The following is a 13,597-nucleotide window of genomic DNA, read 5'->3' as shown; positions in this document are numbered from 1 at the left end:
TAAATGATACCGAATCGAGAATTCTGGCTAATAGGTCAGAAGAAAAAATAATGAATATTTTTGAAGTGTAGGATAATGATTAGAATAAAATGGCCTGAATAAATCGCTAGCGGTTAAATCCGCTTATTTCAGAGAAGCTCTGATTTAGTAGTTAGGGAAAACGATGCGGTGAAAAGTAACTTTTACACCGCAATTCAGAAAAAAGTTTCAATTAGTCACATTACGAATAACCCGGCTTACTTTCGCATGTGCGTTCCCCTGGATGTTAAAGTAAAGCCCCTCAGGCAGACTCGTCGCCCACTTAACTCCTCGCTCAGCCATACGCTTCGGTGTTTCCAGCCAACCACGAGGAATATTGCCCGTAACGTCACCGATAACCCGTGAAATGCATGCTGCTACCCGGATGCCGCCGGGAATATCGCATTCGGATTCAACAATATGCATAACCTCAAATAAAGCACCATGCCGCTGGACATGATCGCCAATGTGCAACTCGATAGGAGAAACCATTTCTGTATCTGACTTCATATCTGTCCAACTTTAATTTAGAAACCGTCTAAATTACCAATATAGTTAATGTACCGGATGTTAATTCAACAAGTTCTGTATCACAACCATCAGTTTTTTTTGTTGGGTCTATATCGGAGAAACAAGTGAATATTGAATACACTCGTTAATACAGACAACCGGAAATGAATGGCACCCTAATTATCTCTGCGGCGTATGCTAAGCCGTTAATATTGTCATTTTATGGTAGAAACAATGCAAAATGAATAAACCGCTTGTCGCTTCAAACCACTTTATCAAAACCGTTAACTTGCATTAAGCCCGATACAGTTCGGCGAGCTCGTCCAGCATGGGGTTACTCTTATATCCCGGTGCGGCCGTAAAAAGGTTTCGGGAAATCGCCAGCCATTCCATGATTTTGTCCGTCGCCAGCCAACGTCTGCCAAGTCGCTCGGCTGCGATGGGAACTTTATGCAGGCCAGCGAAGGGATCTACAACAAGATCTCCCGGCTCTGTCAAAAACTCAATCAGAAACGCTGCAAGCCTGGTAGGAGACGTTGCACCATGCAGCGGAAAACCTAGCTCGCGGGCAATGGAATGGCAAAATCTCGTATCAGCGCAGCTATTGCCGTAAAACAAAGTATTTTTGGGGATCGTTCCTTCTGTTTTATTTCCAAAGGATCCGCTTTTAAGCTGGTACGCCCCATCACCATAAAAGGTCGTGCGATTTTCACCGCCTGCTGCCTGCAATTTAAGATGCTGCTCTGAATGCGGTTGCAGTACACGTAAGTTGTTTGAACGAACCTTACTCGCATCATTGGTAAACCACAGCACAGGCTCATACGATGAGCAGAGCTGCACTCGTTGCTTACATGCCCAGTGCGTTGGCGATGGGGGCTTACTGCGATTCACCCACTGAAGCCTGTCCATGAGCTCAAGCCCCAGCTTGTCACATAATGCCAGTGTCAGACGCTCCAGATACAGAGAACGTGAAGGCCTGCCCCTATTAAAGCTATCTTGAGTGATATTCAATGCCACACTTGCGCCGGGTACAAGCTGTTTCACGATCGGTTCGAGGATACGCAGAAGCCAGTCAATATAAACCTGCTCGCCACGCCCCCCGCCATGCCCGTAGTCTCTTGAATTTCGAAGGAGGTAAGGCGGCGAGGTCAGGCAAAGATGAATTTGCTCTGTGATATTGCTGAAGAAGGCATAGGCGTTTCCAAAAACCGATGCCCCAAGAGAAGTTGAGAAACCGACAACACAGAGCTTTTCCCATGACTCGTGTAGGTTTGTTTTCGTCTTAGAGGAGTATCTCCAGACGCCCCGTTTTTCTGGAACGCGTTCGATGACTCCGGCCTGCCGAAGAGTCTGCTGAAACCAGCGTACTTTGTGTTTGACGCCGCTGGTTCTGGTTTTATCTGACCCAAATTCTTTCAGTTCGTGCAATTCGGCATCCGACATGCCAGTTTCACGCTGCACTTCGCGATAAAGCTCGTCGTTGCTCAACGGCAATTCGGAGGCTGCGTAGATCCGTGCAATTAAATCCGTAGAAATCGTGCTCATCAGCCATCCTTAATGGAGATGCAGTTTAAATATCGGCCTGATGGTTGGAAGGGGGATTACTAAATCAAACCGATCTGTTTATTTATAGGCTTTGTCAGGTCATGCAGCACAGCTGGGCATGCGCAAAGAGACCCAGTCTTCTTTAGCGGAGACACCTTCAAAAGTTGTACTCAATCAGCCCCAAGATTTTGAAACTCAATGTGCTTTTGCTCACACTCCTCCCTGCCCCACGAGCCCTGCCATTCACAGATGTCCCGGTACTTAATTTCCAGCTTATCCATCTGTGAGAGGTTAGCTGTTGCGAAGTCTGGCCATATGTCGTGCCAGCATGCGTTGTACGTGACGCCTGCTGGTGGGCAATACATCATTGCATCAGCATGGATAATTTCAACGCGAGGATCGTTTGCAAACGAGGCCGCAACGAGGTTAATAACGTCCTGTTCTTTTTCAATTACTGTTACATGGGTTACATCTTCTTTTTGAAGAATGGCGTGAAGCACCATCCCCAGACCAAGACCATTAATGAGCACGCGCCCGGTGGCTCGCTCTAAAAAATCCTGGCAGGTTCTGATCTCCATCGGGGTATTGGACATCACCACATCCCAGCCGTTGGACAAACGCCGATATCTACCGGGCGGGATAAACTCGTCTGTATTACCTGTATACTCGGCACGAAGGGCGAGGCTCATCGCCTTATCTGCGGTAATTTCGAATGTGTCCAGTTTCCAGGTTCCGGACGTGCCGTCTTTAACGGGTAAATCAGAAAAGCAGCTCTTCATCAAGGCAACCAAAATTCCAGTAATGTTGTTACGCTGAACCTATCACAAACCTGCTCTTAATACAGTTATCAGGAGTGACAGCGATCTTTGAGGAATCGTTTAAATCACGGGCATCCTGTAGCGGACGCCCGATATTTAATCAAATGTCGCAGGTGTTAAAGGAAGCGTTGCAAAGTTGCAACGTCTTCTGGAGCAACCTCCACGCAGCTCCTGACACTGTAGTGATTTTCGCCGTTGTAGTCGTAAACCCCACCGTCTTCAAAACTCAGCTGTTCAAGCTCGCCATGGCACTCTGAAATGAGTGCCGTCTGGCAAGCATTTTTCTCACAATCGCTGACGAGTAACCGAACATAGCTATTCTCATGGTCGCCGTTTCGGTTCTGGATTTTAACGATAAAGTGTTTTTCAGACATTTGTGCCTCCAGCACAGTTTGAGGTTAATTTAGCGTTGCCCCGGCTCACCGGGGCAAGAATAAATCAACCCTTAATGAAACTGTGCCCCCAGGTGTTAGGCTTAAATGCCTGCTCTTTGATATATGTTTTCATTACCTTGCAGGTTTTTTTCAGGGCTTTGGTATTGGCATCGGTTACTGAGATAAAATGGCGAGAATAACGGTTTTCCCGGTATTGCTTATCAGCGTTTGGGTCAATTGCTTCGCTTTGCAGGAGTCCTTCGTGCCTGCCAATTACTATTACGTAGTTCATTTCACCTGAAACACGATCCGTGAGTAATTGAATGGAAATATCAGTCGCTCGCGTGGCCTGGCTAGCAGAAATTTTTGCATGTAAGAAAGCTCCCTTTCGAAAGTTGGCCGGAGTCAAACCTGTAATATCCTCGGTGCTAAAATTAAGTGAAGATAGAGTTGAAAATAAATCACAGCTAATGACTTCAGTATTATTAGACATAACCCGGCTCCGCTCATATTCATGTTAAGGTAATTATATCAGGTTGATAGCATTACCTAATAACTTGGTGGCAAAAAGTTGTGGTTTTTGATTAACTAAAATTGATGTTCTCAATACTGCTCAAGAATTCTTTCTTTACACCCGGAGTAAAAGGTATACGTTCAATGTATTTATAAAGCGTCGCAAAGGTTTTGGTTTCAATGTTTCGTGAAATAACATCATCAATCGGGTCTTCGAACATATTAATAAAAACATCAATATGCTGCTCTCCGCTTTCTGAAGCTAAAGAGAGAATACAGACCACTTCAATGTAGCGGTTATCCTGCTCTGCAATGAACAACCAGTGCCCTTCGTTAAAGGCTGGTGCAGCACTGAAGCGTTTTACAACAATTTCTGAAAGAGCATATCCTGCCTGATCCAACAGATTAATAAAGTTGAGTTGAGTTGAAACCACGTCTAACGCTTTCATAAAACCTCCTTTTCATCTGTACTTATTATACTGTTACCCATCCCCCCAGCTAATAACCTCCCAGCAAACTTTCAAAAAAAATACCACCTTTAATTAGAATTGAACACATCCTTTTTAAATAACAAAAAGGATTATGAAACCCACAATGTTTGTGATGTGCCACCAAGGAAAAGTAACTTTTATGTGCTCATAAATCTTATTTCGTATTCACTTTCCTTTGTCTTTCGGTCGTAGATTATCAGGGGAAGCATAAGAAGAATATGTGAGGTTTAAGCAAATGCGGTGATCGGGCATTATAATTTGGTGAGGCTATTATAAGTGGATAAAGATAGTCGTAGGTATAGGATCAGGTTAAATTGCATTTTCCCGGTTGCCTTCCCTGGCCTACCGGTTTCAGCTCAGATACTAAGACCAGCGGTAATACTTAAAATATTCCTCATTTGCAGCTATAAACTCCCTCAAACCGTTCATTAATCCCTTCTCAAACGCTGTCACGATAAACCGGTAACCGTCCAGTGTTTCAATGTAGTAAATACCGCCTGGTGTAATTCCAACATGCAACACCTCGGCTGTCATCATAAACTGGCCTTCCGGAAAATCATGCGAAAGGTAAATGAAACCAGTAGTGGCCGATGCGGGTGTGGCATTCACTAAGACCCCGTTAAACTGCTGCCCGTGCCTCGCCGGTACAAGCTCACTTCCCCTGGTTGACTTATCAAGCAGCCTCTTAACATCTTTTTCTTCTTTTAACGAGGTATAGACCCGCACATCACTGTCATCACCTGGGCGAGAGCCGGTGCCAACATGAGCAAGACGACGGTAAGCACTGCGCATATTAACGTGGCAGGATGCCCCTGCTCTACCCTGAAGCCTTACGCCAAAGTCTTCGCAAAGTAACAAAATCTGACGTAGCTGGTTTTCATGCACGGACGCTGAGAGTGAAAGATTGAAACAGGAAAAGGTCAGTTCTAAAACCTTTTCGCGTTTGTCATTGAAATGAGCTTCCAGCCTGATGACTGGCTTTTCCGACATTGCAAAAGCTTTGTCCGTTACTCTGTACCGGCATTCATCTCCGAAACATTCTTTAACAACGCTGGCTATGACCGTGTCGTGTTCTCCATCTTCCGGAGCTGGCACAAAGATTTCAAATTGTGCCGGTGTATCCGGCTCAAGCAGAACGGGATAGAGACGCGGAGAATTAAGCAAAGCGCATTCAGAATTAATGAGCTTAACCCAGGCGCTTTTGTCGTCCGGATCCTTAAGCTGCTGTCCAAGGTTATCGCAAAAGTCAACTATCTGACGGGTATGCTCATCCGTGACTGCACAGATCAGGTTAAGACCATGCGTGGCCATACGCAGTTCCCGGGTTCGGGACTGGGAATTGATCGACCAGGGGTTAAGTGAAAGCGAAATAGGGCTTATGGAAGGGACGACCGTCTCATTCTGCAAATCTGTAAGCTGGCAGTTCGCAGTAGGCTTCGGGGAAAGGGTACTAAATATGTAACTTGCCTGTTGTTTAGTACTGGCCTGGATATAAAACATCGCGTCCATGCTTGTATCCCGGGATGAAATTGAAAATAGCTTCATTTTTAACCTTAATGGATGAGCGATTTATAGTCATGTGCAGACAAATGAACATTATGTGCGCCATCATTCCATTCAAAGAATAATCGATACTTAGAGTTTACTCGAATGGAGGAATAACGGTTTGACGTCATTCTTAAGCGTTCATAACGCAAGCTGTTGGATAATAACTCCCGCTCACTCTGGACATTATCCAGCGTTTCAAGTCGACACAGAATCGCGTTAATAATTTCAGAAGGAATACCTGCCGTTGTTTTTCCATTACGGAAGAACTTTTCAAGCCGTCTGTCTTTAAATGAATGGATCATAGTTCCTCCGTAATAATTGACCTTAAAATTAAATTAAAAGGGCTTTGAATTAATGAATACCTAAAATGCGGGCGGCAACTGCCAGCTGCTTATCACTTAACTGACGCTGGTGGGTTAAAGAAGACTTAAGGCTTTCCAGAAAATTATTACTACTGGATTGTTGGGTGATTGCATCAACCATTTTTTGATGAGACCTGCACCATGCTGTGAACGCAGAACTGTGGGCGCTTTCAGTCCTTAAACGCTCGTCTTGCAGGGATGCTGACACTTTGCGGGCAGCTTGCGCATTAATGCGGTACAGCGCATTCAGCGTGTAAGCAGTACGGGTCGTTTCGAGGCTGTAACCCGTGGCTTTACAAGCCATACAGCGACTTCTATAAAAATGCTTACGCTCTCCCCGCCCATTGCATTTATCGCAAACAATACGAAAAGTATATTCCGCAGTACCTTTTACAGAATCAACACAGCGGATTTTTGCGCTGGAGATTTCAATTCCACTGCGATCATAATATTTGGTCATAATGTGATTCCTCCGGTTAGTTCTGGAGTAATCATGACAGAATGAATCTACTGGCTAATAACCTGAGAGTAAATATTTTAAAAAAACATTGAGAGAGGGGCTGCAAATTTATACACGAAGGATTCAAATATAATTTGTTTAAAAAATTAAGAGCATTCTGAAGTAAAATTGCATCAAAAAGCATTCATGGATAAATCATGTACTGGTGCCAGCGATTTAAACGAGGACATTGTTCCGGTGTAATTACACAGTTTAGCATCATAGATTATAACCAAAAGGAAGGAGTCCTTCCCGTCTCGGGAATATTACTTTCCCGTTTGCAGTTTAAGAGACACTTAATGAGAAAGTAATAATTAAGTCATGCTCAACTCTACATTTTACATTGAGGATGGCGTAACAGGGTACGGCATACTACCGTACCCTTGTGTAGGGTTTATGTTTGAGGGAATTCTATAGTAAATGTGGCCGTGCCAGATTGACCACTTACAGCGGGAGTAACGGGATATGTGCGCTCTTCACCATTACCAAGATCCAGTGACAGCGATTTAGTTTCACCAGGCTGGACCGTAACTCCGGCAACCGTAACGCCGAACTGGGCGTTTTTCTGAACAGTCAGGGTTCCGTTTAACTGTCCGGTAATGATAGAACCGTCCTGACGACGCAACACACTGGTTCGGATGATGGCCAGCGGCGTGTTGTCCGTTGCTTTCAGTGCTACGGCTGTGGCCAGCGTCTTGAGATTATCCAGCATAATCAGGTTAGCTGGCTGGTAGGTAAAATTAAGCGTTTTAGTGGTCCGGTTACCTGATTCGTCAATAGCCAGAGCCTCCAGATGATACATCTGTCCCGATTCGTCAGTATTGGGGAAGATTCTGGGGTATTCAGGAATAAAGACATCCTTGGATAGCGGCGTGAATGCAAGGGTGACCTTTTCAGAGTTAGGTCCACCAGCGAGCTGAAGCGATATCAGGGAAGCATCCCCAGAGGCATCAGTAACGCTTATGCGTAGGTTCTCAAGCCCTTTAACCAGTTTTCCTTCTGCGTCTGCGCCATTAAAGCTGAACGCAATAACCGGAAGCGTTGAGTCAATTTTCAGCGGTGCATTAAGCGTTTTGGTTCCTGTGTTTCCAACAAGATCCGTGGCAGACACGCTAACAACCGTATAATCCCCGTCCGGTAGACCAGCGTATGAGAAAGTGGCGTTTTTGGTTTTATAATCGCTTTCACTGACAGTCACAGGCTTCAGGGTGAAAGTTTCCCCCCGGGCATTTTTAAGGGTGGCTTCGAAAACTTTGGTATCCCAGTAGCTGATGTTCCAGGCGTTGACGCGATCATTATCGGTGGCCGTCATAGTGATTGTCTTGGAGGCCTTGTTTACCTGAGCGACATTAACCACCGGTGGGTTGTTATCCCAGATAACCGTAAAATTACCAGCAAGCGCATCGAATATGCTGTCACCATCTTTTCCCGAGTAAAGATGCAGATACTCAAATCCTTTGTCACTGGTGTAGTTGAAGTTAACCGTCATCTCGCATGAACTTTGTCCGACAGGAATAGTGCAGAACCAGGCTGCATTTTTTACCGTTCTGAACTTTTGCACGTATGGTCGGGGTTCTGCGGTTACCTTTATGCGGCTAATGGTGGCGGTTTTAACGCTGATTGAGGCCTGAGTTAACCACTCACTGGTATCACTCCGGTACATCTCTTTAGCCACTATCTTCGGGGCTATTTCCATCGCCGGGGCTGGAGTGAAGTTGAGGGAGTTATGATGAATTCGTCTTACTCCTCCCGCCAGAGTCTGAAATTCATGATAAGTATCCCCCACATTTGGATATATGTATTTGAAAGTATAGATATTATAAGTGCTATCGGACGTCTGGAAATTCGAGTCCGCCCAGCCATATTTGGAACCGTTAACAGCAGTAAAGTCACTTTTCTTCCTTAATACCCGTACGGAAATAGGGTTCTGGAAGACGGTCATGCCAGACTGATAGGAGACCCATGATCCGGTAGTGGCGTCCTGCACCTGGATGATATCGTCAGGCTTAACCCGATCAATTACGCTTCGGCGGCTTAGTTCGCTCCTGTTTCCCGCTTTGTCATAAAGGTAGATCCCCACTTTATATTCAGAGCGGTTTTCCGGTGCCAGGGCATTGCTGCTTGCGTCGGCGACTTGAACGGTTACGCTACCTTCCACTGTATTAATTTCCGCTGGCTTTTTACGCTCCACTCCAGCGGCATCGGTTATGAAATATTCAGCATTAGCAAGCCCGGAACCTTTATCACTCAGTCCATTAAAGACCAGTGCCTGGACGCTGGCGTACTGCATACCGGCTGGTACTGAAGTGAAGATCGCTTCGCTGCCAAAGTTCCACCCATTTCTCGTATAACTTATGGTACCCGTTGCCGGAGGCGTTCGGTCAATTGCAAGCGGGTAATCCTGCCGGGAGACCTCCTTCCCTTGCAAGTCGGTAATCACCTCTCTGAGGGTGAAGCTATCTTCTCCCATCGCTGGTACGGTCAGAGTCTTGCCGTAATAATCAAAGCCTGTCGAAGATGTGGTACGGTCATCAACGGTAACCAGGCTGCTTTTCGTGCTCCAGATGAGGCTCCCGTCACTTTTCAGCAGACTGAGCGTAATATAACGGTCCAGACCGGAAATAACGGCAACGTCAAAGCTCGTTACCGGATTAATCCATACGGATGCAGGCGATACGGTCTTTTTAACGTTCAGGGTATCTTTAAAGCTGAATTCTGCGATTTCAGCGGAAGCTCCTGCGCTGAAACCTGCAAATGCAATAAGCAGGGCTAGTTTGATTTTCATGGGTTGTCTCCTGATCAGGTTCCCCATGATACTTTTTCAGTGTTCGTGATCTTTTCGGGAAAATAGCTATTTTTGATGTTTTTCTTTTCTGCCCGGCGGGACTTTTTTGTTTACGTGAATGCAACAAAACCAGAAAAGTTACTTTTTGATAGGGTAAAATTAGGTTTCCCTAATTTCCAGAAGCAAGCGAAAGCAGAACTAGCTTAATAGCCATTAAGAACGCCATACCTATTGATAAATAACGCTCCTTACATTTAATGATTTGAGCATTTAAAAATGAATTAGCGAAAGAATTTTGGTTTGCTTTTTATTGCATGAGTAAAACAGTATTAATAATCCGGAGCCATTAGAACGTACTCTAAAGACTCCGGTATACAGATATCTTGCCAGTAAAAATGGCCTTACTCCTCATCATCCCCCAGCGCTTTTTTGATGGCGCGGCGGCGGGCTGCATCACCTACACGATATCCGACTGAATATACGTCATTCAACCGGCGCAGAATAAGATTTATTTCCTCATCCTGAATGTAGGCAGGTAAACACAGAACCACGTCGCCATCTTCATCATAGACTCGAACAACTTCCTTCTGCCCATCTCGCTCGCGAATAATCTGGACATGCTGAACCCTGGTGTATTCTGGGTTTACGCTCATTTTAAGTATCTCTCTGTAATTGTTGTTACCAGTTAGCTATAAGCCGGATAATTCTGGTATTCAGTGTTCTGCACAGCAATCGCCTGCTCGTGGATCATTGACACTGCCAGGCGGGCTTTAACTCGCTTGCTGGTGAGAAAACGCTTCACTTCTTTAAGTTCGCTGCCAGCCGACAGCATATTGAAGACATGCTGTTTGAGACTGTTGTTATTTTTGGCCACTTGTTTCTCCATCATCTTTGTACATGGTTATTTCAGGCTGGCCTGCCAGATCACACACGTTATCCATATGCTTTTGGACCCAGTCTGTTAGACCCAGACCTTCGGCCTTTGCCTGATTGACGTAACGCAGTTTACGTTCAGGGGTAACCCGCATCTGTAGTTGTGCCGTCGCTGGAACCGCCTCTTTCAGGGCGTTAAGGCCCCTCTGATCACGGGCCTGAATTGATGGTTTACCGCTAGGCATCTGATGTATCGCTCTCCCGGCGAGCGGTGGACAGCTCTATTTCTTTTGCGATAGCTTTATCTATGGCATCCAGCTGCATGGCAAACTTGATTTCAAGCGAACAGCGTAATGCCTTCAGGGCGCGTTCTTTGGTGCTGTATTGTGGTATGCCGTTCTGGCTACCATTCATGCCTCGCATGCGGCGGGAGGTTGCATCGACAACCTCTCCCTCTTCCCGTGTGCCGTGAACCGTAGTTCCGCTCCATGTCGGATAAACAGTGCCAGTGGCGGTGTTGAAGCTCCAGCCGTTTTGGTATTCCCCCGAGACCTCTGGTACGGGCATATCGCGTTCAACGCCATAGTCAGACCAGCGTAAAGCGCGGTTTATTCTGGCCTGTGCCACCAGCTCATCATACGCGGCTTGTTCTTTTTTATTCATCGCCATTTAGGGCAATCTCCTTAGAGGGGAATTAGGTGTTATATCGGTACGTAAGTGCTTTTCAGGCCTAATCTCTGACAAGGCCTGATGTGCCAGACTGCCGTTGCATTCACCGTTTTATGGCGGTTGACAGAGCCTCATTAAGAGCCGCAATTAGCTCAGGCGAAGTCGGCTCCAGATTTTTGGAAGCGTTCAGCAGCTCCTGAAGTGAAGAGATTTCCTTTGGCTCCACCTGGTTTGTTTCAGGTGCCGTTTTTTGCACTTCATCCAGTGTACGCTGTGCACCGTTATCCAGCACCAGCACCCCCCCGGCACGAATTTCTGAAATGGTGCGCAACGTATACATCAATTTATCCCAGACACGGCTACCAACCTCGAACCCGGAATCAGCTACTTTTTCTTCATTATGCTTTTGAAAAATTTCTTCTAACCAAGTGGTGAAGCGCTTTCCAAAAGTATTGGCGGCTAAAGAAGTGCAGGAATAAACCTGTTCAACCTGTTTTGTTCCATTTTTATCAGTGAATGTAATGAGACCGATTCGGCCACTGTTAACAGTGTAAAAGCGAGGTTGAAAGCCAGCTTTGAGAAGGTTTTCAATAGCTGAAAAAAAATCTTTTTTGAGCATCGGTTTCAAAATGGTTTTCCTTTTATGCCCGGTGCCGCCGGGGCGGTGGCGTTAAATATACGCCATGTAAGTAAATTAATTTATACCCATTTGATTGTCAATACAAACAAAAAAACAAACCATGTTTATTATTTTATCAACGATGCTATTTTAAAGTCCGTCTAAAATAAAAAACCAAAAAGTTAAATTTGAAGCCGTCCTTCCTAAATTCATTTCTTGCGCATATTAGCACCCTGCTTTAAGTAAATAATTTTTGAAAAAGTTGTCTGGAGGTTATTAGCTCGTGCATCTGGATTGGTAATATAAAGCCAACACAGAAAAGGAAAACAAAATGTATAAATTAGTATCTCCTCGTGAACTGACTGAGATTATTACCGGTTTACTGCTTAAACCTGAACTCCTTGGTGAGCTGGACTCACCAGAAAAGCATCGGATGTTTATGGCAGATTTAGGCCGCGTGGTGGCCGAACATTGTGGAGGTCTGGTAAACAGCGTCGTCTTGCCAGGAACAGAAGTTACAGTGTCGGATGGGTTACCGCTTAATGGCCAGCCGGTACGTTATCTCGGAATCAAAGAGAACATCCCTCACCTCCTTGTAGAGCCTGATGCTTCCTTACCTTCGCTCGCTAAAAACGTCTGGATGTATGCAGATCCTGAAGGCTGGAAAGAACATTTTGGAGCTGAGGAAGACTGCCTTACTCCTGAAATGATGCAGCTGTTCCGTAAAGGTATCCAGGCTCTTCAGAAAGAGCATGACACCCCTGAAATTAGCCTCACACTTCAGGACTGGCGCCTGGAGGAGGAAACACTGCCAGAAGAGGACAGTCAGGCCTATCAGGTCAGCGTTACCGGCCAACATAACATCCACTGTGAAGTTGTTAACAAGGAAGGTAACCCCTGTTTTGGTGTCATGTTCGAAATCGATCAGGGTGTGCCTGCCTTACACATCAACACCGGCGGGGATATGTTGCTCCACATTCATTGCGCCCATAACGGACTCGTTCTGACCCCTGATGCAAGCGGTCAGCGATTTGATAAGGCTCCCGTTGACCGCTTCTCTTATAACAGCCCATCCCTGCTGTTGTCTGCCGACTAACCAAGGCCAAATCTGAATTGTCCCGTTTAAGTAACCAACCCGCTGCCGCCAGGCGGGTAAATCCTCTTAATGGAGTTTTAATGCAAATCTCAACTGAAGTTCTGAACGTCTTATCTCGCTGCCGTGCTGAAGGGAACTTTCTTTTCCTGGCCGACCAGCTCGACCGCAGCATTTATGTTAAGACAAACAAAGTGCTCGAAGCCGCCGGTGGCAAATGGAACCGAAAAGAGCAGGCACATATTTTTACGGCGGATGCAGCTGAGCGTATCGAGCAAATCATTCTGACAGGTTCGGTTGACATCCCACGAGATCTGTTCAATTTCTTCCCTACACCTGAGAATTTAGTCACAGATATGGTTCTACGCGCTGAACCAGCTGCCGGGGAGCGTGTACTGGAGCCAGAGTTTGGTGATGGCCGCATTCTGAAAGCCTTAAAACTGGCGGCTCCGGATGCATTGATTACCGGGATCGAATTGAACGATGAGCGATTCCTTGCAGTGAAGAACGATAGTGTCCTTAGCACAGGAGTCGAGCTGGTGCATACCGACTTTCTTGGGTACCAGCCCGATGAAACTTTTGATGTTATCGTTATGAATCCACCATTCCTTAAACGCTCTGACGTTAAACATGTCATGCATGCCATCGCAATGCTCGCTAAGCGAGGTCGCTTACAGGCCATTCTGTCAGCTGGGGTATTGTTCCGGGAAGACACACTGACAAAAGCGCTCAGGGAGCGAGTCAAACAACTTGGCGGACAAATTTCGCCTCTTCCGGATGATACATTTAGGGAGTCCGGAACAAAGGTCAAAACAGCCCGCCTTGAAATTGATCTTCGCCGCTAACTGACAAGCAACCGGAAAGAAATCTTAATACGAGT

The 13,597-nt window shown here is 45.8% G+C and carries 16 protein-coding genes; 2 read left to right on the top strand and 14 right to left on the bottom strand.

The features are described from left to right. Positions 1 to 207 precede the first annotated feature (207 nt). From AB182_RS02665 to AB182_RS02595, 14 genes are all read right to left on the bottom strand, one after another. Positions 208 to 528, bottom strand: a complete 321-nt coding sequence (locus AB182_RS02665; protein WP_000834113.1) for a hypothetical protein — start codon at positions 526 to 528, stop codon at positions 208 to 210. Between the two features lie 294 nt (positions 529 to 822). Continuing rightward, positions 823 to 2,073 carry a site-specific DNA-methyltransferase gene (locus tag AB182_RS02660; protein ID WP_000104393.1) on the bottom strand — a complete coding sequence of 417 codons (1,251 nt, stop codon included), beginning with the start codon at positions 2,071 to 2,073 and terminating at the stop codon, positions 823 to 825. 170 nt (positions 2,074 to 2,243) lie between these two features. Next, on the bottom strand, positions 2,244 to 2,852 hold the full coding sequence (locus tag AB182_RS02655) for a polyamine aminopropyltransferase (protein WP_000833775.1): 609 nt from the start codon (positions 2,850 to 2,852) through the stop codon (positions 2,244 to 2,246). 155 nt (positions 2,853 to 3,007) lie between these two features. Beyond that, complete coding sequence (locus tag AB182_RS02650) at positions 3,008 to 3,265, bottom strand: hypothetical protein (RefSeq protein ID WP_001290639.1); 258 nt, start codon at positions 3,263 to 3,265, stop codon at positions 3,008 to 3,010. A 64-nt stretch (positions 3,266 to 3,329) separates the two neighbouring features. Next, the gene (locus AB182_RS02645; protein WP_000069824.1) at positions 3,330 to 3,758 is read right to left on the bottom strand and encodes a hypothetical protein; all 429 of its coding nucleotides are present in this window, start codon (positions 3,756 to 3,758) and stop codon (positions 3,330 to 3,332) included. 91 nt (positions 3,759 to 3,849) lie between these two features. Then, positions 3,850 to 4,227 carry a hypothetical protein gene (locus AB182_RS02640; RefSeq protein ID WP_000645320.1) on the bottom strand — a complete coding sequence of 126 codons (378 nt, stop codon included), beginning with the start codon at positions 4,225 to 4,227 and terminating at the stop codon, positions 3,850 to 3,852. A 405-nt stretch (positions 4,228 to 4,632) separates the two neighbouring features. Further along, positions 4,633 to 5,778, bottom strand: coding sequence for a hypothetical protein (locus AB182_RS02635; RefSeq protein ID WP_000339750.1), 1,146 nt, complete (start codon positions 5,776 to 5,778; stop codon positions 4,633 to 4,635). 44 nt (positions 5,779 to 5,822) lie between these two features. Next, entirely contained in the window at positions 5,823 to 6,119 is a 297-nt protein-coding gene (locus AB182_RS02630) for a type II toxin-antitoxin system RelE/ParE family toxin (RefSeq protein ID WP_000581857.1), read from the bottom strand. Between the two features lie 49 nt (positions 6,120 to 6,168). Then, complete coding sequence (locus tag AB182_RS02625) at positions 6,169 to 6,639, bottom strand: hypothetical protein (RefSeq protein WP_000170639.1); 471 nt, start codon at positions 6,637 to 6,639, stop codon at positions 6,169 to 6,171. 433 nt (positions 6,640 to 7,072) lie between these two features. After that, a complete protein-coding gene (locus AB182_RS02620; protein ID WP_000694552.1) occupies positions 7,073 to 9,463 on the bottom strand; it encodes an Ig-like domain-containing protein in 2,391 nt (796 codons plus the stop codon). Between the two features lie 401 nt (positions 9,464 to 9,864). After that, positions 9,865 to 10,116, bottom strand: coding sequence for a hypothetical protein (locus AB182_RS02615; RefSeq protein ID WP_000115760.1), 252 nt, complete (start codon positions 10,114 to 10,116; stop codon positions 9,865 to 9,867). Between the two features lie 32 nt (positions 10,117 to 10,148). Further along, the gene (locus AB182_RS02610; protein ID WP_001107529.1) at positions 10,149 to 10,337 is read right to left on the bottom strand and encodes a hypothetical protein; all 189 of its coding nucleotides are present in this window, start codon (positions 10,335 to 10,337) and stop codon (positions 10,149 to 10,151) included. 236 nt (positions 10,338 to 10,573) lie between these two features. Continuing rightward, positions 10,574 to 11,005 carry a hypothetical protein gene (locus tag AB182_RS02600; protein ID WP_001251242.1) on the bottom strand — a complete coding sequence of 144 codons (432 nt, stop codon included), beginning with the start codon at positions 11,003 to 11,005 and terminating at the stop codon, positions 10,574 to 10,576. 103 nt (positions 11,006 to 11,108) lie between these two features. Then, positions 11,109 to 11,624, bottom strand: a complete 516-nt coding sequence (locus AB182_RS02595) for a hypothetical protein (RefSeq protein ID WP_012695482.1) — start codon at positions 11,622 to 11,624, stop codon at positions 11,109 to 11,111. A gap of 331 nt (positions 11,625 to 11,955) precedes the next feature. On the opposite strand from AB182_RS02595, the gene AB182_RS02590 reads away from it, so the two are divergent. Together AB182_RS02590 and AB182_RS02585 are read left to right on the top strand one after the other, a co-directional pair. Then, on the top strand, positions 11,956 to 12,720 hold the full coding sequence (locus AB182_RS02590; RefSeq protein WP_000277498.1) for a hypothetical protein: 765 nt from the start codon (positions 11,956 to 11,958) through the stop codon (positions 12,718 to 12,720). A gap of 80 nt (positions 12,721 to 12,800) precedes the next feature. Next, a complete protein-coding gene (locus tag AB182_RS02585; protein WP_001447802.1) occupies positions 12,801 to 13,562 on the top strand; it encodes a methyltransferase in 762 nt (253 codons plus the stop codon). The last annotated feature ends 35 nt before the right edge of the window (positions 13,563 to 13,597 follow it).

The organism is Phytobacter ursingii, assembly GCF_001022135.1.
Taxonomy (GTDB): domain Bacteria; phylum Pseudomonadota; class Gammaproteobacteria; order Enterobacterales; family Enterobacteriaceae; genus Phytobacter; species Phytobacter ursingii.
This window is presented reverse-complemented; position numbering and strand designations above follow the sequence as displayed.

Coding starts and splice junctions, on each gene's coding strand:
- AB182_RS02615 (WP_000115760.1), bottom strand. CDS start 10,116: ATGAGCGTAAACCCAGAATACACCAGGGTTCAGCATGTCCAGATTATT.
- AB182_RS02620 (WP_000694552.1), bottom strand. CDS start 9,463: ATGAAAATCAAACTAGCCCTGCTTATTGCATTTGCAGGTTTCAGCGCA.
- AB182_RS02625 (WP_000170639.1), bottom strand. CDS start 6,639: ATGACCAAATATTATGATCGCAGTGGAATTGAAATCTCCAGCGCAAAA.
- AB182_RS02640 (WP_000645320.1), bottom strand. CDS start 4,227: ATGAAAGCGTTAGACGTGGTTTCAACTCAACTCAACTTTATTAATCTG.
- AB182_RS02650 (WP_001290639.1), bottom strand. CDS start 3,265: ATGTCTGAAAAACACTTTATCGTTAAAATCCAGAACCGAAACGGCGAC.
- AB182_RS02630 (WP_000581857.1), bottom strand. CDS start 6,119: ATGATCCATTCATTTAAAGACAGACGGCTTGAAAAGTTCTTCCGTAAT.
- AB182_RS02600 (WP_001251242.1), bottom strand. CDS start 11,005: ATGGCGATGAATAAAAAAGAACAAGCCGCGTATGATGAGCTGGTGGCA.
- AB182_RS02655 (WP_000833775.1), bottom strand. CDS start 2,852: ATGAAGAGCTGCTTTTCTGATTTACCCGTTAAAGACGGCACGTCCGGA.
- AB182_RS02645 (WP_000069824.1), bottom strand. CDS start 3,758: ATGTCTAATAATACTGAAGTCATTAGCTGTGATTTATTTTCAACTCTA.
- AB182_RS02660 (WP_000104393.1), bottom strand. CDS start 2,073: ATGAGCACGATTTCTACGGATTTAATTGCACGGATCTACGCAGCCTCC.
- AB182_RS02635 (WP_000339750.1), bottom strand. CDS start 5,778: ATGGACGCGATGTTTTATATCCAGGCCAGTACTAAACAACAGGCAAGT.
- AB182_RS02590 (WP_000277498.1), top strand. CDS start 11,956: ATGTATAAATTAGTATCTCCTCGTGAACTGACTGAGATTATTACCGGT.
- AB182_RS02595 (WP_012695482.1), bottom strand. CDS start 11,624: ATGCTCAAAAAAGATTTTTTTTCAGCTATTGAAAACCTTCTCAAAGCT.
- AB182_RS02585 (WP_001447802.1), top strand. CDS start 12,801: ATGCAAATCTCAACTGAAGTTCTGAACGTCTTATCTCGCTGCCGTGCT.
- AB182_RS02665 (WP_000834113.1), bottom strand. CDS start 528: ATGAAGTCAGATACAGAAATGGTTTCTCCTATCGAGTTGCACATTGGC.